We start from the raw sequence: 18,111 nt of genomic DNA on the forward strand, positions 1-18,111 counted from the left end.
CCCGCGGAGCGGGTACCACATCGCTGCGCGATGTGCAAGCGCGGTCGCTGCGCTCCCGCTAGCCCTCGCGATGCGAGGGCGGCCCCCTCCGCTGCGCTCCAGGGGCCGGTGGGGCCGGCCACTGCGCGCCCGGCGGGCCGCGCATCGCGCGGCCGGGGCTGGCGGGGTGTCAGGTGCGGCTAGTGGGGCCTTCGGTAAGGGAGTTAGGGAATGCTCCGCCCTCCCGGGCGGGTCCGCTGCGCTCCCCCGCCGACGGTCCTTCCGGCTGCGCCTCCAGAACCTTGGGGCCCGCTAGCGCGGGCCGGGCTGGCTACGAGGTGGGGGTCGCTCGTTCGTGTGGGTTCCAGTGTAGCGCATGCATCAGGTTGATGCAGCATGTACCGTTGGCGGAAACACGGGACACCCCCCAACCACCCGGGCACTCCCAGGAATTCCGAAAGGAACGACTGCAGATGACCGGTCACCACGAATCTACCGGACCCGATCCCGCGCTGAGCAGAGATTCTCTGCGCCGGGTGACGCAGTACCAGACTGCGGGCGTGAACGCCCGGTTGAAGGTGTTCGCGCTCCTGGAGGCGCAGGGCGTGCCCGCGGGCGAGGCGGACGACCTGGTGGCCGCGCTGGAGGCCGGGGCGGTCGCCGGGGCGCAGTGCCAGGTGGTGGAGCTGGGCGGCATGGCGCCGGCCTCTCGTGGCTCGCTGTTCGCGGACGGTTGGGATGAGGGCGTGAGGGCCGTGAGCGAGGCCCTGGTGGGCATCGCGGACCGGGAGTGGTCCCGGCGTGGCGGCCGGTCGGCCGGGCCGCTGAACTGGCCGTACACATGACGAACGTGAGGCAGCGTGAGCGGGCGAACCTGGTGCGGCTGGAGAGGTTCGTCCGGGAGAGCGTGCTGCCGGGCACCCATCCGCACACCACGGCGCGGCGGCGGGTGCTGGAGGTGCTGGGTGAGGCCGGCGGTCTGTGCACGGCTCGGACGCGGAACGCGGACGGGGACGTCGTGGTCTGCACGCTCGATGCCGGTCACTACGACCCGGACGACAAGCCGCCCTTCAAGGACGGAAAGCCGGGTGGCTGGCACAAGGCGGATGCGTCGATCTGGAACGACTTGGGCGCGGCCTGCATTCCGCACATGGCCCTCTGAAAAACCACAGGAACTGACCGCTCGGGGAGGCAAGGAAATGTCAGCGATTCAGCTCAAGGAACACCAGGTAGATCAGCGCTCCGCGTTTCGCAGGTGGGTGGGATTCCCCGCAAGGTCATCTGTGCCCCCGCAGGGTGCCCGTGCCACGATCGTGTCAGCGACCGGCTCGGGCAAGACGATCACGGCCGCTGCGTGCGCGCTGGAGTCGTTCGCGGACGGCCGGATCCTCGTGACCGTGCCCACCCTGGACCTGCTCGCGCAGACCGCTCAGGCGTGGCGGCTGGTGGGCCACCGGGCCCCGATGGTCGCGGTGTGCTCGCTGGAGAACGACCCGGTGCTGAAGGAGCTGGGGGTGCGGACCACCACCAACCCGATCCAGCTCGCCCTGTGGGCGGGGTCCGGGCCAGTGGTCGTGTTCGCCACGTACGCCTCCCTGGTGGACCGCGAGGACATCGACGCACCCGAGGGCCAGCGGAAGGTTCGCGGGCCGCTGGAGGCCGCTCTGGCGGGCGGAGACCGGCTCTACGGCCAGCGCATGGCAGGCTTCGACCTCGCGATCGTCGATGAGGCTCACGGAACCGCTGGTGATCTTGGTCGTCCGTGGGCGGCGATCCACGACAACGCCCGCATCCCGGCGGACTTCCGGCTCTACCTGACCGCGACGCCGCGCATCCTCGCCGCGGCCCGCCCACAGAAGGGCGCGGAGGGCCAGGAGGCGGAGATCGCGTCCATGGCCGACGACCCGGAGGGCACCTACGGCGCGTGGCTCGCGGAGCTCGGGCTGTCGGAGGCGATCGAGCGCGAGATCCTCGCCGGGTTCGAGATCGACGTGCTGGAGATCCGCGACCCCTCCCCCGTCCTGGGGGAGTCGGAGGAGGCGCGGCGCGGCCGGCGCCTGGCGCTCCTGCAGACCGCGCTCCTGGAACACGCCGCGAAGTGGAACCTCAAGACCGTCATGACGTTCCACCAGAAGGTTGAGGAAGCCGCCGCGTTCGCGGAGAAGCTGCCGGAGACCGCTGCCGAGCTGTACCTCAACGACGCCACCGACGACGACCTGGCCGCCGCGGACAAGCTGCCGAAGTCCTCCATCGACGCCGAGTTCTACGAGTTGGAGGCCGGCCGCCATGTCCCGCCGGATCGGGTGTGGTCGGCGTGGCTGTGCGGCGACCACCTCGTGACCGAGCGGCGCGAGGTCATCCGCCAGTTCGCCAACGGCATCGACGCCACCGATCGCCGGGTGCACCGCGCCTTCCTCGCCAGCGTTCGCGTGCTCGGGGAAGGCGTGGACATCACCGGCGAACGGGGAGTCGAGGCCGTCTGCTTCGCGGACACCCGCGGCTCCCAGGTGGAGATCGTGCAGAACATCGGCCGCGCGCTGAGGCTCAACAAGGACGGCAGCACGAAGGTGGCCAGGATCATCGTGCCGGTGTTCCTGGAGCCCGGCGAGGACCCGACCGAGATGGTCGCCTCCGCCAGCTTCAAGCCGCTCGTGGCCGTGCTCCAGGGCCTGCGCAGCCACGATGAGCGCCTAGTCGAACAGCTCGCCTCCCGCGCGCTCACCAGCGGCAAGCGCAAGGTCCACGTCCATCGCGATGAGGAAGGGCGGATCGTCGGGGCCGACGGCGAGGGCAAGGGCGACGACCAGGAGCAGGACGACACCGACGCCGCTGCCGAGTCCGCGCTGCTGCACTTCTCCAGCCCGCGCGACGCGGCGACGATCGCGGCGTTCCTGCGGACCCGGGTGTACCGGCCCGAGTCCCTGGTGTGGCTGGAGGGCTACCAGGCCCTGCTTCGTTGGCGAAAGGAGAACGAGATCACCGGCCTCTACGCCGTGCCCTACGACGCCGAGGTCGAGGTCGGGGCGACGAAGGCGTTTCCGCTTGGGCGGTGGGTGCACCAGCAGAGGAAGGCGCTGCGGGCCGGGGAGCTGGAGGAGCGGCGCAAGGTCCTCCTGGACGCGCCAGAGGCCGGAATGGTGTGGGAGCCGGGCGAGGAGGCGTGGGAGAACAAGCTCGCCGCGCTCGGGTCCTACCGGCGGGCCATGGGGCACCTCGCTCCGCGTCAGGACGCGGCGTGGGGCGAGGGCGAGGCGATGGTGCCCGTCGGGCAGCACATGGCCAACCTCCGGCGGAAGGGCGCGAAGAACGGCCTGGGCAAGAACCCGGAGCGGGCCGCCGTGCGCGCGGCGCAGCTGACGGAGATCGACCCGGACTGGGACTGCCCGTGGCCGCTGGACTGGCAGCGCCACTACCGCGTGCTCGCCGACCTGGTCGACGCCGACGGCGCCCTGCCCGAGATCAAGCCCGGCGTACTCATGGACGGCGATGATCTCGGTAGGTGGCTAGAACAGCAGAGGAGTCCGGGCAACTGGGCGCAGCTGTCCACCGAGCAGCAGGAGCGGCTGTCCCGGCTGGGCGTCACGCCCGCTGAGGCGCCGTCTCCCGCCCCTGCGACGGTGCGGTCGACGAAGAGCTCGGGCAAGGCGCAGCAGGCGTTCCAGCGAGGCTTGATGGCCCTCGCGCAGTGGGTAGAGCGGGAAGGCGCCCGACCTGTACCGCGCGGCCACGCTGAGGAGATCGCGGTCGACGGCAAGACGGACCCGGTGGCCGTGAAACTGGGCGTATGGGTCTCCAACACCCGAGCCAGGCGGGACAAGCTCACGGAGGAGCAGCTGGACGCGCTGCGCAAGCTGGGCATCCAGTGGGCGTGAGCGAGCCCGCCTGCAGGTGAGGCGCGGTTCTGGCCCCTCAGGATGGGGACACAGGGGCGCCCGGCCCATGGCCGGGTAGTGGGTTTCGGTTGCGGGTCCGTGCAGCAATAACGGGCCCGCAAGCTCGTATTTGAGCATCGCGAAAAAAGATTCTCAGCTGGTGTGTCACGTTCACCAACTTCGCCTGCACACAACCCCGTACAACAAGCGATCTGCTTCGCAGCTTCATCGCGCGCATTCAGAGCAATGCGGTGGAGGTCTGAAGCAGGCCAGGACGAGGGGGTTTATGCCATGAGTGTAGATGTAGAGATCTTTGAGACCATCGACGCGGTGCTGGGCGGGGAGCACACGGCCCGGATCGGGCAGGACGCCGCGCGGATCGAGGAGCTGGCCAGCTACGGCTTCGCAGGGCTGGCCTACGAGGTGTTCGAGATCGAGCTGATCCGGGAGGCCGAGCCGCGCCTGCTCGGCATGCTCCGCGAGGGCACGCTTGCCCGGCTTGCCGTGAAGCAGTGCAAGAAGCGGGGCTGGAAGTTCTTCGTCCACGAGGACGACATGAGCCTGCTGCGCAGCAGCCCCCTCGAGCGGGACATCATCATGGTCGACGTCCTCACCGAAGCGACACGTAAGTTCCATCGCGACCTGCAGCGCGGACAGGGCTGGAAGGCCGACCACCACGGACCTCGCGGCGCCTGCAGCCTGATGTCGTACTTCATCGGCCAGTGCGTGTGGGTGTTCCGGCGCGCGTACGTGAGATGGGCCAGGCAGCGGGTCCACTGGGCCCGTCTGCATGCCGTGTACGACTTCACCGAGGACGCCGCGTACGAAGCCGGCATCGGCGGACTGCTCGAGGCCGCCAGCTACGAGATCGACTCGGAGGTGTTCAGTACGGACTTCGAGGACATCCTCGATGAGCAGGCGCCGCACACGCAGGCGGTCGTGCGTCTGACGGTCATGGGCTTTCCCGACGCTGAGATCGCCGAGCGGCTGAAGCTCTCCCCCGCCGCCGTCCGCCAGCGCAGGTCGCGCTTCCGGACGGTCCTGTACCAGGCGGCCCGGGAGAAGCGGATCTGGATCCCGGAACAGCTGCACACCAAGGCCGTCACCCGTCGGCAGAACCAGCGGGGTGCGGCGTGAGCACGCAGAACCTCCTGACCCTGCTTCTGGCACTGGTCACCCTCGCCGCGGTCTCCGCCATCGCAGGCCTGATCGGATACAACGTCGCCCGCGAGGGAGGAGCACCGGTCTCCACGGCCATCGGCCGCGGCAGCTTCGTGTTCTTCAGTGTCATGACGCTCTTCATCGCGCTGCTGGCCGTCCTGGTCCCGGCCCTGACGTGAGACACGGGTGCGGCGGGCCGGTGACTTTCGTCCTGGCTCGCCGACGCGTATCCGGCCGTCCAGGCGCAAGAGTTGGTGCGCAGCGTGCCCGGAAGCTCCCGCTGTGACCTGCCAGTTCACACTTCGTGCCGCAGCCACGACGTCGTGGTTGGTAGGGGCAGTAGCGGCCCGGTGGCGCTCGGTCGGTGTGGCGGCGTCACCAGAAGATCGATGGAGAAGAACAACGTGACCGAGTCAGTCGCAGGGTCAGGGCGACCGCGTAAGCGGGCGCGAGTGATCCCCGAGCTGTTCCAGAACTGTGCCAAGAAACGCGCCATGACCGCAGAGGAGGCGAAGGAGGCGGTCATGGAGCTCCTCGTCACGCACAGGTCGCACTGGCTCGCGATCACCAGGCGCATCGTGTCGTACCACCACGGCGAGGACGTCCTGCAGATCGGCATCGAGCAGATTGTCAAAACCCTCCCCACGTACCCGAAGGTCATCACGAACCCCAGCGGGTTCATCGCCACCATTCTCTCCAGGCGGGCCGTGGACGAACTGCGCCGTATTCAGGCGGAGGCGCGTGCGCTGGAGAAGCACGGCGCCGTGCCGGAGAAGTGGACGGACCCGGATGTCGTCGAGGCGACGGAGGGGTACCTCCGCGTCCGGGCCGTCCTGAGTGAGGTGCTGCCCGAGCGGCAGCACGAGGTCTACGTGCTGCGTCACGTCGGCAAGTTCGAGAACGCCGAGATCGCCGAGATGCTGGGCATCAAGGTCACCTCGGTACGCAAGGACCTGTCCCTGGCGCAGGCCACCCTCAAGGACGAAAAGGTGCGTCAGCGCCTGCGTGAGCACCTGCAGGACTAAGGCCTGGGGGTATCCCTTCGCGGGCCAACAGATGGCGCGGATCGGTCCGATCCCCTCCGCGTTCATCGGCTGGCCCGAGTGGGGCTATCGCCGATCGCCCTGAACCCCACGACCAAGCAAGAAGGACATAAGCACGACCAAGAACATGACCACGGATTACAAGCCCATCGAGAAGGAGACCAACCCCGTGCTCAACCGCATCCTGTTCATCGTCTCGATCGTCGTCACTGCCGTGACGTCGTTCATCGCCAGCATCGTCAGGCGCATCCGGACCGCCCGCACTCCCGTAGCGGTGTGGGACGACCCGACCCTCAAGGCTCCGCAGTCGGCGGGGCTTACCTCGCGCCGGTCACGGCCCGCCCGTACACCCGTCGCGTCGGAGCCCAAGAGGGCGTAGCGGCATGCAACCTGACGCCACGTCGAGAGAGGCGCGCATGGTAGGACGCTTCCGTTAGACGATCGCCGTACGGGCCGGGACCTGCGACTTCACAGTCGGGTCCCGGCCCTTCGTCGTATCGGGCGTAGGACGAAACCGAGCACAGGAGCACCATCATGAGCGCCTCCCCCGCCCACCGGATCGAGGTCATCGAGACCGGCTTCGACACGCGGCTCGCCGCGCTGAAGACGGCCGTCGACACCAAGGAGGACGACGAGGTCACCGACGCCATTGCCGCGCTCCTCGCCACGATGGACACCGGCCTCGACGCCCGCGACATGACGGAGGCGTTCTCCGCGCTGCTCTCCTCGATGGAGGCCGACCTCGACGTCAAGAAGAACGACGTGCGGGCCGCACGGGGACGTGTACGCCAAGTCGCCCACCTGCGCCGCGCCCACCGCCGCCGCCAGCTGCGGGAGAAGGCCGCCCGGGTCGCGCCGCGCATCGCCTTCTACGTCTTCACCGTGATCGGCACGATCGTCTTCGGCATCGCCGTCGTGTTGATCCTGCTCGGCAACCTCGCCGCGGCCCTTCCGCTGTTCCCCGCCGCCGGCGCCGCCTGGGGCCTCGCCCGCGTCATGACCTGGGCCCTGCACCGATAACCCTCCTGGGCGATAGGCGGCTTCATCAAGGGACGTGCATCATGGAGCCGGGCAGCGACTGCTGGTTATGGGCCGAGCCGACCGCCCGCCCGGCTCCGGGCCGGGCCCCGGCACCCGAAAGGCCCCCATGAGCACCAGCGAGATCGCCGCGATCATCAGCGGCACCACGTCCTTGATGGCCGCCCTCATCAACCTCATCACCTCAATCCGAGGCAGGTAACGGTCAGTGCCCCGGGCTCCCGGTCGCAGCCCGGGGCACCGCCACGAGGATGGGCAAGTACCTCAACGTCCCCGAAGTCCAGCTGCCGCTCCCGCACCTGGGAGTTGTCCGGGATCGAGGCGTAGGCGGTCTCGATGTCCGTCAGTCGGACAGCAGCTGGTCGACGAGGTGGGAGGCGGCTTCTTGGGCATGATCCGATGAACTGCGGTCTGCGCGAGGGTTGGTACCGATCGTGATCCCCCTCGCGGCCTTCCTGTCTCTCCTGTGCTGGGCGGGCGCCTACGCGGCCATGCCTTGCTCGTGGCTCTCGCGGTCCGGCATGAGGCGGAGAGGGCCTACGTCAGGCGTCCCCTTCTGTTCGTGCCGGTTCTTCTCGACCTGCGCAGGCCTTGAGGAAGGCGATGGTCTGACGGGGGTCGACGGGCAGGATCTCGCCCTTGATGACACGGCGGGTGATGCTGCTCGGCAGCTCACCGATGCCGGACATGCGCTCCCCCGAGCAGTGGCGCAAGGACGAGATCGCCTCCGCCGTCGTCGACAACGAGCTCCGCGCCGCCGCCCGGGCCGGAGCTGACCGGCCTCCCGCCCCGACCGCGACTGTCGCCCCGCCGAGGCGGCCGCCGGTACGGCACCACCATGACGAGTGTGACAAGACGGCGTACGGCGGCGGCACCTGCACCTGCGACCTCATCGAACAGTACGGTCGGCCCTCCGAACGGGACGACTACTGAGCCCTTCCCTGACTGCACCCTCCCCACCACGCCGGACCCCGGGCCTCGTCAGGCCCGGGGTCTCGTGCTTGTCGGGTTCGGGACGGGACGGGCGCAGTCGTACGGACCGCGTAGGCCGCTGGCAGCCACGGGAAGAGACGTCACCAGCGCGACTCGAACCGGATTTGCCGCCGTGTTCTACCAGGTACGGAGTCACGGCGTGAACTATCCATGAGTCGAACTCCAGAACATCAAAGATCGCCGTCTGAAGCGTTAAAGGTTCTAGGTGTCGTTTACGTGACTGCCTGCGGCTTCGACCACCAATGGTTTCCTACTGGGGTCATCAGTTATCCAATGTTTTCCGATAGCCCGGTCTGAACGGGAAGCGGCCAAGCGGCCCGCACCGGAATTCGGCACCCGCTTCGTGCGGCCGATCGGTGAACATGGACTCCGTGAACACCGAACTGACCGTGCTCAAGCGGGACATGCCCGTGAGCCAGGACGACACGATACGGATGCTGCTGGAGCAGTCCAAGCGCACCGGCCGTGCCGTCCTCATCCGGCGTGCCTTCGTCCAGGACGCCGATCCCGGCCTCCGCCTGATCACGCGGCCCGGCCCGTTCTCCAAGATGCTGCGCAGTAACGAGCGGCTGGACCTCTTCCTCCTGATCCACTGCGTCACCGCGCGCGCCGACTGGAGCGTCACTCACCGGTCCGAGACCTGGGGCCGCGCCGCGGGTATCTCCTTCGCCACCAACGGCACCGCGAGCGCCGCGGTCTCCCGGCACCTGCACAAGCTCAAGGAACTGAAGCTGATCAGCACCGAGCCGCACGGCCGGATGACGAAGATCACCAAGTTGCTCGAGGACGGCTCTGGCGACCCGTACACGCTGCCGTCGGGCGACAAGGAGGGCTCCCGCAAGAGCACCTACTTCAAGGTGCCCTTCGCGTACTGGGAACAGCACTACTACCGGAAGCTGTCGATGCCGGCGAAGACGATGCTGCTCATCCTCATGAGCCAGCGAAAGCCGTCCTTCGCCCTGCACAAGGCCAGGGAGTACGCACTCTGGTACGGGATCTCCCCGTCGACGGTCGGGCGTGGCATCGAGGAACTGAAGAACAAGCGCCTGCTGTACGAGTTCCTCTGCGAGCAGCAGTTGGACGGCTTCTCCGTCCTCGGGCAGAGCACGCAGGTCCGCTGGGCTCTCGCCGCGCCGTTCGACCTGAACGTCAACAAGACGGAGCGCGAGGCGGCAGAGGCCGCCTGGACTCCTGAGGGCATCGCCCGCACCGCGGTGCGGATCGGCGCCCGTATCCCCGCGCTCTCGGGGGCCGCGATTCCGCGATGAGCACCACCGGGGCACTACGGCCCCGGCCCCAGACTCCCGGCCCTGCACACATGGGCCGGGCGCGGCGCAGGCCGCCGCCCCGAAACGGGCGACGGCCCCCTGTTCCAGCAGGGAGCCGCCCAGTGAACAAACCGACAGTCACTCCCCAAGGAGGCACCACCAGCATGTCCAACGAGCCTAAGGGCACCGACCGCCGGGCGTCGACCCGGCATCACCAGGGCAACGGCAAGCTGCGCCACATCTGGTCCGAGATCCGGACCCGGCTGCGTCGGCTGCTGGACGGCGGCCTCCGCCGTCGCCTGCGCGCCCTCGCCCGTTCGGCGGGCTACGGCGTGGTCCGCGGCTCCGCCGGCGCCCTGGGCGCGAGCGGGACCGGATGGATCATCTGGTGGATCCAGCAGCGCTGACCCGGCGCCGTTGATCGCGAGTCCACCAACGTGGTGGCCCCGGTCCCCGTGACCGGGCCACCCATTTCGATCATGGTGCCTCGAAGAACGGCAATCCGACGGCGGCGAGTTTCGTCTGGAGATTGATGTCTCTCGTGGCCACGTAGACCGCGGATCCTGGGTGCCGGGACTGCAGCAACAGCGTGGACGCCACGAAGCGGTCGTCCGGCACCTCCAGGTCGAGCCAGTTCGGCAGACTGTCGCCCTTGGGCTCGATGTGCTCGAAGACTGCGTGCACGTCGCCGGCCACCCGTACGCCGCGCAGCACATTGCCGTTGGTCCGCAGCCCCTTCAGACGGCGGTCCGCCTTCTTCGCGGCTTCCCGGAGGTCCGGGGTGCGGCCAGCGAGCTTCTTGTCATCCAGCTCCCGCAGGACCACTGGGAGCAGATGGACCATGTACCGATTGCCGAGCACGGACGTTTAGATCGCCACATCGGGGTCATCGAGCAGCATGTTCGTGTCGACCGTGACGCGCACCGGCCAGTCGTCGGAGGGCAGGAGCTCGCCCAGCTTCCGGAGCATGGCCACGGCCGCCTTGACCTTGTCGACGGCCTTGTCGATGGTGGCCGGCACGGTCTTGTCCCGGGGGCGCTCGAGCCAACGCTGCAGCAGGCCAAGGCTCCCGTCGAGGCGCTTGGTGACCTCCGGGGTCGGGTTCGGGAACAGCAACCGGAACAGCGGTTCCCAGTCCCGTACGCGCCCCAGCAGTTGCATCCTTCTCGCCTCGAGTTCAGGGTTGCTGGGCACCCAGCCCCACTTGGCGGCACCGAAGTGCACGATGCCGTCGGACCGACGGTTCGGATCAATGTTCCGGATCTGTGACTCCGCGAGGATCGCCAGGAAGTCCGCCTCGATCAGGTCCAGGTCCTCGGACAGGCGGTCCAGGTATGTCGGCGGGGCTTGCGTCGATGCCATCCGCCGATGATGCCCCACGCCTCTGACGGTGCAAGAGATGTCGTCGATTGACGTGCCGTGTTACCGGTGCGGGCGATGCGCTGGTACGCGTAGGCTCCGGCGGCATGGCCGCCGACAGCATGGTCCAGCTCGTGTCCTTTCTCGCCGGGCAGCAGCCGTACGAGGTACTAGGCACGCCGGAGAGCGAGTGGGTCGACTTCAAGAGCGTCTCGCCCAAGGGGCCATACGACCTGAGTACCGACAAGGGCAAGTTCGAGCTCTGCAAGGACGTCGCCGCGTTCACGAACGGCACGGGCGGTCTGATCGTGTGCGGCTTCAAGGCGAAGAAAAAGCAGAACGAGCTCCACGAGGTCGCGGAGAGGCTGACGCCCTTCGGCAAGGAACTGGTCGACGACGCGAGCTACAAGAGCGTGATCGCGGAGTACGTACGCCCGCTGCTCAGGGTGAAGTTCTTCTGGTACGACCACCCGGAGGGCGATCCGGACGTGTCCGGGCACTACTTCGTGATCGAGGTACCGGCGCTACCCGAGGCCGACCGGTGGGCAATGGTCACCCGGGGCATCACCGACAACGGTCAGTTCATCAAGAACAGCTGGACGATCCCGATCCGCAACGGCGACACCACCGCCTTCCTCCCGCCGGATGAGGCGTACCGCCTCGTGAACGATGGCCTGCGCACGCGGCGCGGGCCCGCCGTCGCGCCCACGCCCGTCGCGGACCGGGTGAGAAGCCGGGAAGCCCTGCGTGCCGCCGTGGGCGTGGAGGAGACGCCGGTGCTCTTCTTCCAGACCATCCCCGACCATCCACGCGGACTCGTCCCCAACATGTACGCCGACGGCGGCCTCCGAGACATCCTGGGCAACCAGGACACGCTCCGCGACGCCTATGCCTTCAACTGGGCTTCGGTGCACAACCGACCGGAACCACACGAGGGCGGTCTCCTGCTGGCCGATGCTTCCCGCCGTGGGCTGCTGATCGAGTCGGACGGCGCGGTCACCGGGGCCGCGGCCGCGAACGCGGACATGCTGGGCTGGGCAATGGAGTCCTCATCCGTCATCGAACCCCGCAGGATCAGCGTGTTCGTACTTACCGAGATCACGCTGGAGTACTTCCGCCTGGTCGACCAGCACATCCTTCCCCTGATCGACAGCACGTGGACGCACCGGATCGTCGCCTCGGACTTCACTCGCCCACCGGCCCGAACGCTGGCTCCCGGCGACGACCCGTCCTTCCCCCTCCGGGGCGATCCGCAGCCCGCCACGAGCGGCAGCTGGAACCACAGCTGGCAGGCCCTGGGTGACCCGGAACGCGACGCATACGAGGCACTGAGCCGTATCTACCCGCTCTTCGGCCTCGATGTCGGCGGCAACCCCTTCGTCGATGCGGACCGTGTGGTCACGGCGAGGCTGCAGGCGTAGTAGCAGCAGCCTCCAGCACCTGGTCCCCAATGCCTACCTTCCCTGGTGTCTCTCGTCCGGCGTCGCCGAGGAAAGAGCGATCAATCGCGCGCCGCAGAGTCAGGGCGTCGGCGAGGTAGCTTGCCCGAGGCCTGCAGCTCCGACGGAGCAGTGCGCCTCCAGTAGATCGAGTCGACCTCGCTGAGCCTGGGCGACAATCCTGTCACTTCCACTCTCGCCAACGCTGAGGTGCCGGTTGGACATTCAGGATGCGGTCGACAACTACGTACGTGCCATCGAGCACTGTGAGAACTTGATACTGGTCCACCGATCGGCGGGTAACGGTGGTGTCGGGCGCAGGACGACCGAGACCTCAATCAACCGCGGGACGATCGTCCTTACCGTCGCGGCCTGGCAGGCCTTCGTACAGGACGTTGCTCAGGCCCTGCGCGACGAGGCCCTGGTTGAACTGGGCAAAGTAGCGGGGGCGCGGCTCCTGACGGATGCCATGGACCAGTGGCATCGAGACTTCAATTCAGCACTGGAGAAGTTCTCCACGCCTGACGCGGAAAAGTCGCGGGCCTTGCTCAAGCGTGTCGGCTTCGACCCGCGCCCCAGTTGGACCTGGGTCCAGGCCGGAGGTCGAGGAAACCAGTCAGTGACCGTGCAGCCCAAGCATGTGGATGAGGTGATCAAGCAGTGGCTCCGAGTTCGGCATGACATCGCTCACGGCCACACGACGATCCATTCGCTGCCGGTCCTGACAGCCGTACGTGACCCCAAGTCCTCGGCCCGGGCCAAGGCCGCGCCCGCTCTGAGGCTCACCGACGCGATCGACTGCCTCGGCTTCTTCAGCTCCGTCGTTCGGCTCACGGCAGCCGAAGCGGCGAAGCACCTTGCGGTCCCTGCGCCGACCTGGGAAACGCTGCCGCCTCTCAAACTCGGGCTGCACATCTCTCACCTATAGGCCAGCAGGCCCCATCTCACTCTTCGCCAGCGGGACTCGGCAGATGCCGCCCCATCCGTGGGGAGAGCACTCCGGTCGGTGACTGCGCAGCGCCACCTATAATGACGCCGCGCACCGCCCGCTCGATTCCCGCGAGCTTCACCCCCAACTGCTTCGTGGGCCGGGCCTCCAAGTCGACTGTGCACTCCATCGTCTCCACCGCCCCGGCAAGGCGATCTGTGTTCGCCCTGAGCGTGTACACGCGAGGCAGATCGGTGTGTCGGGGCGTTCATCGCCGGGCCAGGTCAGAGATCAAACTCAAGGTGCTCGATGTCCGTGAAGCGGACCTCCTCCAGCTGGCCGGCGCGGCGGCCTCCGTCCTGGAAGTACACCTCCTTGAGCGCTTCAGCGGCGATCTGTTGGAGCTGCCGGTCGCCGGCGCCCTGATCCTGGGCATCGAAGAGGCGGGCGGCGTACTGCGGCGGCAGCGCGACCGTCAGGTGCCGCAGCCGGTCCTCGTCCGTCGTCCCGATCGGCGCGGTGTAGCCGATCCGTGCGCGGGTGTCGATGACGATGCCGCCCGTGGTCGCCGCCTTCTGCCGCGCCTTGGCACGGATCTGCGGCTGCCACCGCTTCTTCACCTCGCGCTCCAAGCGCGCGGCGAGGTCCGGCCGGGGCTTTTTGATCTGGTCCTTCACGTACCGTTCGACGGTGCGCTGGGAGATGCGCAGCATCTGGGCGACCGCCTTGGTGCCCTTGAGCTGCTTGACCAGGTAGCGCATCTGCGCGCCCGCACTCTTGGGTGCCGGGCGGGTGAACGCCTTCTGCACCGCGGCGTCCAGGCCGTTGCCGAACAGGCTCATCGCGGTCTACCTACTCCCCCGTGTCCTGGTCGGTGACGGTGCCGTCCTTGATGTACCGGGCGAGGTTGAGCTCCGGGGCGTTGAACTGCTCGCGCACCCCCTCGCCCCACAGCACGCTCTGGGTGCCCTCGTGCTTGACCAGCCCGGGGTTCACGCCGAGCTTGAAGCCGCCCGGCAGCGGCTTGCCGTCACGGTAGGGCAGGAAGTCCAGCGGCGACGGCCCGTCGGACGCGTAGACGGCACAGTCCGAGAGGACGGCCACCGGATACTGACCGGTGAAGGCGGCGTGCTTGACGATCTTGCGATGCATGTTGATCCGGGTCCGGGAGATGACTGCGGCGCGGATGTCCGGACGCCAGGTGGGCCGGGCAAGGGCCCGCCACGGCTGCCCGGGCTTCCAGCCCTCCCCACGCGGGCGCTCGCGCAGCTTGCCGATGCCACCCTTCACGGTCGCCTTGATCGCGGACACCACGATCGCCAGCTCGGGGTCACGCTGCCGGTAGCCGTCCATCGCCGCGAGAAAGTCGGCCGGCGACATGTCCGCGTGCACGCCGAGGTCGGCCATCGTGGCGAGGTAGGCGTCACGCAGCCGGTTGTACCACCCGTCCAGGTACCGGCCGCTGTCGTAGCGGACGTAGGCCTCGATCGGGCGCACGTCGTAGCCGAGCTCCACCGCGTACGCCACCGTCGGCGTCGCGTACCAGGCCGGCCCCGTCGGGCGCTCGCCCTTCGGTGTGAACGGGCTGGGCAGCAGCTCGCCGTCCAGGTTTGTCCACTGCTTTGCGAGCTTCACACGGGACAGGTCGACGTGAGAGAGGTCAACCAGCCAGGAGCCGGGCAGTTTCGCGTCGAAGACGGGGTTCTTGACGCGCGTCGGCGCGCCCAGGCCGACCGTGAGGCCGTTCGCGCCGGCGGCGAAGGCCATGTTCACGTCGATGCCCACCAGGTGGGGGCGAAGGCATTCGGCGTCGGTGAGCGGGCGCGCCCAGTCGTACGCCTCCTCCACCAGGACCTCAGCCGGGGTGCGCTGATGGAAACGCGGCAGATCGGCGAGCAGCGGGTGCCCGTCGGGAGCCTCGCACGGCGCGCAGTCCACCGGATCTTTGCCCAGCGAGCCGGGGTTGTGCTCGGAGTGCCGCTTACCCGTCGCGTCCGGTTCGGAGGCACGGGTGGGCGGGTGCAGGGCGGTCATCAGCTCCAGGCCGGTCACGGCGGTCGATCCGCGCGGCGTCATCACACGGACCGCATACGTGCCCAGCAGCCGGGCCAGGTCCGCCGGCGGCAGCTGCCCCGCACCGGCCCAGTGCCGGGCATCGAGCGCGTCCCACGACGGAATACACAACTGCACGCAGGATCGCTCCGAGCCCTGCGCGGGACGGTAGATCCTCGCCCACGGCCCGAAGCCGCGTTTGGTCAGCTGCCAGTTGGCGCGCGTCAGCTGCTTGATGACCTTGTGGCCTCCCGGGATCCGTCCGGCCAGGCGCTCCTCCTTGGTGAGCGTGATGGGCAGGCCGTAGTGCTCGCACGCGGCCTCGGTCAGCACGATCAGTGGGTCGGCGTCCTTGCCCGGCCCGGACAACTTCGGCTGGCCGAGCCGCCCTTCGCGCAGCGTCCACTCCACCAGGGCCGGGATCGACTTCGCCGGTACGTCTAGGACCAGGCCGCCGACGCAGTACGCCAGCACCTGACCATCTGCGTCGACGTCGACGACCGCGAGCGGACCGTTCTCGAAACGCGGATCGGCGCCGCCCGCCGGGGTGCCTGCGGTGGCAGCCTTCCGAGCGGCTGAACGGCGCGACGTCGGCCGGGTCGTGGCCGCCGGGCGCGCTACAGCGGCAGGGGCAGCGGGGCGGAGTGCGGTGTTCGCGGGCTCCGCGGTCGGGCCTGTGGGTGCGGGGGCTTGGGCCGGTTCAGCTGCCGATGGCGCAGGAGCGGCCGGAACGGCAGGCGTCTCGGGGATCGCCGCACCCTCAGGGGGCACCGGAGCGTTGGCGGGGTAGAGCTGGGCGAGCTGCTTGAGCATGCGGGCGTATGCGTCGCGCTCCGGCGGCCGCGGCTCGGTCTTGCCGGCCTCCCAGCCGCTGACCGTCGCCCGCCGCACCTGCAAGGCAGAGGCCACCTCGTCCAGCGTCAGGCCGTGCGCCTGGCGCAGCCGCTTGCGTTCCGCCGGGGGCGGCAGCGGGGAGCGGGACGCGATGAGCGCGTCGACCGCGTCGAACAGCTCGGACATGCAGCACCTCCTGTCCCAACCCTAGCGGGAAGCGCATGTTTCGCGTACCAAACGCGTACGGATACCGTAAACGGCGATTGGCGGCACGGTTACCCCGGACCGGGCGCCCTCGTGCTTGGGCTGCTACAGGTCTCTAGCCGAGGGCCCGCGGTGGTGTCTCAGCTATGCCTGAACTGGCCAGGGAAAGCGGCTTGGTGTGAGAGATCTGGGAAAGCAGACAGCCGCCGTGCACCAGCCATCGCGGTGGCAGAACGCTCGGGGGCGGGCATGGGTGAGATCGTCAATGGACTCGAACGAGCGTTGCTGACCCGCCCCATTCCCACCGGTGACACCGCTGTGCGCTTCCTGCTCAAGACGCAGAAGGGCTCCACGAAGAACGTGGCCATCCTCCTGGGGATCTCCCAGCGCACGGTACAGCGGTGGGTCACCACCCGGCCGGGAATGCGCCGCCGTCCCAGTGCTGTGCATGCGGGATTGATCGATGAGGCCGTCCGGGCACGGTGGCAGCCCCTGGTGCGCGCCCGCCGACGGGCCCGGGCCGAGGCCGACGGGTTTGTCTTCCACACCAGGGCGCGGTTCGGCTTCGCTGCTCCGGCAGGCTCGTCGGACGATCCACGAGTACGGCTGATCACCCAGTACCTGTCGGGAGAAGTGGCCCGCGATCTGTTCGCCGCCCGGGACGCCGGCGGGGGTGAGCAGCAGCAGATGGTGATCCTCGCCCGTGCTTTGGGGCATGCCTACTTCCGTGATGGAGGCCTGCGTGCCCATGGGCTCGGGATCGCCTTCACCGACGTGGAGTTCGCTGATTTCTCCATCGACTGACGTGCACGCGGGTTCGAGCTCAGCGCGAGGGCGGGATCTGGTGCCGTGTCAGCATCGTGTCGTAGCGCTGTGCTTCCTTTCGTTCGCGCCAGTCCCACTGGATGCGGCCGACAGGGCTGGTGCGCTGACCGACAGGCGGCTGCGTCGGGCGGAGCCTGGCCGCCTCCGCCATGCGCAGCAGGTGGGCGCGGTCGTGGGGGCCGGCCAGCAGATGCTGGTCCTGGCCGGGCGCGAGCCGGGCAAAGGACACGGCGGCTTTCAGGAAGACGCGTGCCCACGGCAGCACCCGGTGCGAGGCGCACCCGTCGGTGTAGCGGGCGCGGTCGTGCAGGGCCAGGGTGGCCGCGGCGTCGTCGTAGTCGCCGGGGCGGGCGGTGGCGAGCTGCTGGAAGGAGGCGCCGGTGAAGAGCGCCGCGGCGAGGGCGGCGGCCAGGCGGGGGTGGGCGGTCACGGTGGAGAGGCGCCGGGCGACTTCCCGGGTTGTCTGCTCGGTGAGGGGTGCCGGTGGCGGGCGGTGCCGGAAGGTAATCGGCGGCGGTGTGCACGGGGCGGTACAGGGGGCGGGGCTGTCGTAGGAGACGAGGCGGTCCAGCACGGACAGGGTGAACCACCGGTCTGCCGACCGGGCGGACTCGTCGGCAGGCGAGGGTACGGGGGCGGTCGTGCCGTAGTAGTGGCGGCGGGCTGCCTGGAAGTCGGCGGTGACGGAGTAGTCGGCCGTCTGCAGCGCCTGGTGCAGGGCGGCGGGCAGATGGGGGCGGTGGCAGACCAAGGTCAAGTGGATGCCGGTAAGAGCGCGCAGCTGCAGGAGGCGCATTGTGCGGCGGGCGGTGAGGCGGTGGGCGCGCAGGACAGTCAGCCGGGTGACGGGCAGGGCCGTGATCCAGGCGGTGGCGGCTTCCCAGGCGGGCTGACGGCCAGCGGGAAAGCCGCCCGGGAGCAGGGGCGGTTTGCCCAGAGCGGCGAGAAGGTCGTGGGCGAGGCCGGTCTCGCTGGTGGTGCCCGGACCGGGGTGCAGGGTGATCCGCCCGGAGGGCGGGTGGTGGGCGGCCAGGGCGGTGTGCGTGTGGATCGCGTCGTCGCCCGGGTCGATGACCACGGCAACGGGTGTCGGCGACACGGCAGGCGGCGTGGTGG

General features: G+C 68.9%; 20 protein-coding genes. 14 read left to right on the forward strand and 6 right to left on the reverse strand.

All coding sequences use genetic code 11. The features are described from left to right. Positions 1 to 452: 452 nt before the first annotated feature. The 8 genes from ACZ44S_RS35340 to ACZ44S_RS35375 all read left to right on the forward strand — a co-directional run bounded on the left by ACZ44S_RS35340 (position 453) and on the right by ACZ44S_RS35375 (position 7,075). Positions 453 to 824, forward strand: a complete 372-nt coding sequence (locus ACZ44S_RS35340) for a hypothetical protein (protein ID WP_466936791.1) — start codon at positions 453 to 455, stop codon at positions 822 to 824. A 5-nt stretch (positions 825 to 829) separates the two neighbouring features. Next, positions 830 to 1,141 carry a hypothetical protein gene (locus tag ACZ44S_RS35345; protein WP_466936793.1) on the forward strand — a complete coding sequence of 104 codons (312 nt, stop codon included), beginning with the start codon at positions 830 to 832 and terminating at the stop codon, positions 1,139 to 1,141. Between the two features lie 37 nt (positions 1,142 to 1,178). After that, positions 1,179 to 3,851, forward strand: coding sequence for a helicase associated domain-containing protein (locus ACZ44S_RS35350; RefSeq protein ID WP_466936795.1), 2,673 nt, complete (start codon positions 1,179 to 1,181; stop codon positions 3,849 to 3,851). A gap of 291 nt (positions 3,852 to 4,142) precedes the next feature. Further along, positions 4,143 to 4,988, forward strand: coding sequence for an RNA polymerase sigma factor (locus ACZ44S_RS35355; RefSeq protein ID WP_466936797.1), 846 nt, complete (start codon positions 4,143 to 4,145; stop codon positions 4,986 to 4,988). Beyond that, positions 4,985 to 5,191 carry a hypothetical protein gene (locus tag ACZ44S_RS35360; protein ID WP_220644291.1) on the forward strand — a complete coding sequence of 69 codons (207 nt, stop codon included), beginning with the start codon at positions 4,985 to 4,987 and terminating at the stop codon, positions 5,189 to 5,191. The genes ACZ44S_RS35355 and ACZ44S_RS35360 overlap by 4 nt, the downstream gene beginning before the upstream one ends. 315 nt (positions 5,192 to 5,506) lie before the next feature. Next, complete coding sequence (locus ACZ44S_RS35365) at positions 5,507 to 6,037, forward strand: RNA polymerase sigma factor (RefSeq protein WP_466936800.1); 531 nt, start codon at positions 5,507 to 5,509, stop codon at positions 6,035 to 6,037. A 145-nt stretch (positions 6,038 to 6,182) separates the two neighbouring features. Next, positions 6,183 to 6,434: a hypothetical protein gene (locus ACZ44S_RS35370; RefSeq protein WP_466936802.1), complete on the forward strand. Its 252-nt coding sequence runs from the start codon at positions 6,183 to 6,185 to the stop codon at positions 6,432 to 6,434. Between the two features lie 155 nt (positions 6,435 to 6,589). Then, positions 6,590 to 7,075 (forward strand): hypothetical protein, encoded by a 486-nt coding sequence (locus ACZ44S_RS35375; RefSeq protein ID WP_466936804.1) that lies wholly within the window; start codon positions 6,590 to 6,592, stop codon positions 7,073 to 7,075. A gap of 560 nt (positions 7,076 to 7,635) precedes the next feature. On the opposite strand, the gene ACZ44S_RS35380 is transcribed toward ACZ44S_RS35375, so the two are convergent. Next, positions 7,636 to 7,782: a hypothetical protein gene (locus ACZ44S_RS35380; protein WP_466936806.1), complete on the reverse strand. Its 147-nt coding sequence runs from the start codon at positions 7,780 to 7,782 to the stop codon at positions 7,636 to 7,638. Here ACZ44S_RS35380 and ACZ44S_RS35385 point away from each other — a divergent pair. The 3 genes from ACZ44S_RS35385 to ACZ44S_RS35395 all read left to right on the forward strand — a co-directional run bounded on the left by ACZ44S_RS35385 (position 7,781) and on the right by ACZ44S_RS35395 (position 9,761). Beyond that, on the forward strand, positions 7,781 to 8,026 hold the full coding sequence (locus ACZ44S_RS35385; RefSeq protein WP_466936808.1) for a hypothetical protein: 246 nt from the start codon (positions 7,781 to 7,783) through the stop codon (positions 8,024 to 8,026). The genes ACZ44S_RS35380 and ACZ44S_RS35385 overlap by 2 nt on opposite strands. 431 nt (positions 8,027 to 8,457) lie before the next feature. Next, entirely contained in the window at positions 8,458 to 9,354 is an 897-nt protein-coding gene (locus tag ACZ44S_RS35390; protein WP_466936810.1) for a hypothetical protein, read from the forward strand. A gap of 164 nt (positions 9,355 to 9,518) precedes the next feature. Then, on the forward strand, positions 9,519 to 9,761 hold the full coding sequence (locus ACZ44S_RS35395) for a hypothetical protein (RefSeq protein ID WP_466936812.1): 243 nt from the start codon (positions 9,519 to 9,521) through the stop codon (positions 9,759 to 9,761). A 70-nt stretch (positions 9,762 to 9,831) separates the two neighbouring features. On the opposite strand, the gene ACZ44S_RS35400 is transcribed toward ACZ44S_RS35395, so the two are convergent. Beyond that, the gene (locus ACZ44S_RS35400; RefSeq protein ID WP_466936814.1) at positions 9,832 to 10,197 is read right to left on the reverse strand and encodes a PIN domain-containing protein; all 366 of its coding nucleotides are present in this window, start codon (positions 10,195 to 10,197) and stop codon (positions 9,832 to 9,834) included. 24 nt (positions 10,198 to 10,221) lie between these two features. Further along, positions 10,222 to 10,716: a hypothetical protein gene (locus tag ACZ44S_RS35405; protein ID WP_466936816.1), complete on the reverse strand. Its 495-nt coding sequence runs from the start codon at positions 10,714 to 10,716 to the stop codon at positions 10,222 to 10,224. Positions 10,717 to 10,820: 104 nt separating this feature from the next. Between ACZ44S_RS35405 and ACZ44S_RS35410 the strand changes: the two genes are divergently transcribed. Both ACZ44S_RS35410 and ACZ44S_RS35415 read left to right on the forward strand, forming a co-directional pair. Continuing rightward, complete coding sequence (locus tag ACZ44S_RS35410) at positions 10,821 to 12,134, forward strand: AlbA family DNA-binding domain-containing protein (protein WP_391516605.1); 1,314 nt, start codon at positions 10,821 to 10,823, stop codon at positions 12,132 to 12,134. 235 nt (positions 12,135 to 12,369) lie between these two features. After that, positions 12,370 to 13,080 carry a hypothetical protein gene (locus ACZ44S_RS35415; RefSeq protein WP_466936819.1) on the forward strand — a complete coding sequence of 237 codons (711 nt, stop codon included), beginning with the start codon at positions 12,370 to 12,372 and terminating at the stop codon, positions 13,078 to 13,080. A 284-nt stretch (positions 13,081 to 13,364) separates the two neighbouring features. Here ACZ44S_RS35415 and tpg (ACZ44S_RS35420) read toward each other — a convergent pair whose 3' ends face one another. Both tpg (ACZ44S_RS35420) and tap read right to left on the reverse strand, forming a co-directional pair. After that, positions 13,365 to 13,922, reverse strand: coding sequence for a telomere-protecting terminal protein Tpg (tpg, locus tag ACZ44S_RS35420; protein ID WP_466936821.1), 558 nt, complete (start codon positions 13,920 to 13,922; stop codon positions 13,365 to 13,367). 10 nt (positions 13,923 to 13,932) lie between these two features. Then, entirely contained in the window at positions 13,933 to 16,152 is a 2,220-nt protein-coding gene (tap, locus tag ACZ44S_RS35425; RefSeq protein ID WP_466936823.1) for a telomere-associated protein Tap, read from the reverse strand. Between the two features lie 267 nt (positions 16,153 to 16,419). On the opposite strand from tap, the gene tpg (ACZ44S_RS35430) reads away from it, so the two are divergent. Continuing rightward, positions 16,420 to 16,974, forward strand: a complete 555-nt coding sequence (gene tpg, locus ACZ44S_RS35430) for a telomere-protecting terminal protein Tpg (RefSeq protein ID WP_466936825.1) — start codon at positions 16,420 to 16,422, stop codon at positions 16,972 to 16,974. A gap of 19 nt (positions 16,975 to 16,993) precedes the next feature. On the opposite strand, the gene ACZ44S_RS35435 is transcribed toward tpg (ACZ44S_RS35430), so the two are convergent. Next, positions 16,994 to 18,094: a hypothetical protein gene (locus ACZ44S_RS35435; protein WP_466936827.1), complete on the reverse strand. Its 1,101-nt coding sequence runs from the start codon at positions 18,092 to 18,094 to the stop codon at positions 16,994 to 16,996. Positions 18,095 to 18,111 lie beyond the last annotated feature (17 nt).

This window comes from Streptomyces malachitofuscus, from assembly GCF_055571035.1.

Excerpts from the sequence above, each read along its gene's own strand:
- ACZ44S_RS35340 (WP_466936791.1), top strand. The coding sequence starts at position 453 with ATGACCGGTCACCACGAATCTACCGGACCCGATCCCGCGCTGAGCAGA.
- ACZ44S_RS35350 (WP_466936795.1), top strand. The coding sequence starts at position 1,179 with ATGTCAGCGATTCAGCTCAAGGAACACCAGGTAGATCAGCGCTCCGCG.
- ACZ44S_RS35355 (WP_466936797.1), top strand. The coding sequence starts at position 4,143 with ATGAGTGTAGATGTAGAGATCTTTGAGACCATCGACGCGGTGCTGGGC.
- ACZ44S_RS35365 (WP_466936800.1), top strand. The coding sequence starts at position 5,507 with ATGACCGCAGAGGAGGCGAAGGAGGCGGTCATGGAGCTCCTCGTCACG.
- ACZ44S_RS35370 (WP_466936802.1), top strand. The coding sequence starts at position 6,183 with ATGACCACGGATTACAAGCCCATCGAGAAGGAGACCAACCCCGTGCTC.
- ACZ44S_RS35375 (WP_466936804.1), top strand. The coding sequence starts at position 6,590 with ATGAGCGCCTCCCCCGCCCACCGGATCGAGGTCATCGAGACCGGCTTC.
- ACZ44S_RS35385 (WP_466936808.1), top strand. The coding sequence starts at position 7,781 with ATGCGCTCCCCCGAGCAGTGGCGCAAGGACGAGATCGCCTCCGCCGTC.
- ACZ44S_RS35380 (WP_466936806.1), bottom strand. The coding sequence starts at position 7,782 with ATGTCCGGCATCGGTGAGCTGCCGAGCAGCATCACCCGCCGTGTCATC.
- ACZ44S_RS35395 (WP_466936812.1), top strand. The coding sequence starts at position 9,519 with ATGTCCAACGAGCCTAAGGGCACCGACCGCCGGGCGTCGACCCGGCAT.
- ACZ44S_RS35400 (WP_466936814.1), bottom strand. The coding sequence starts at position 10,197 with ATGGTCCATCTGCTCCCAGTGGTCCTGCGGGAGCTGGATGACAAGAAG.
- ACZ44S_RS35405 (WP_466936816.1), bottom strand. The coding sequence starts at position 10,716 with ATGGCATCGACGCAAGCCCCGCCGACATACCTGGACCGCCTGTCCGAG.
- ACZ44S_RS35410 (WP_391516605.1), top strand. The coding sequence starts at position 10,821 with ATGGCCGCCGACAGCATGGTCCAGCTCGTGTCCTTTCTCGCCGGGCAG.
- tpg (WP_466936821.1), bottom strand. The coding sequence starts at position 13,922 with ATGAGCCTGTTCGGCAACGGCCTGGACGCCGCGGTGCAGAAGGCGTTC.
- tap (WP_466936823.1), bottom strand. The coding sequence starts at position 16,152 with ATGTCCGAGCTGTTCGACGCGGTCGACGCGCTCATCGCGTCCCGCTCC.
- tpg (WP_466936825.1), top strand. The coding sequence starts at position 16,420 with ATGGGTGAGATCGTCAATGGACTCGAACGAGCGTTGCTGACCCGCCCC.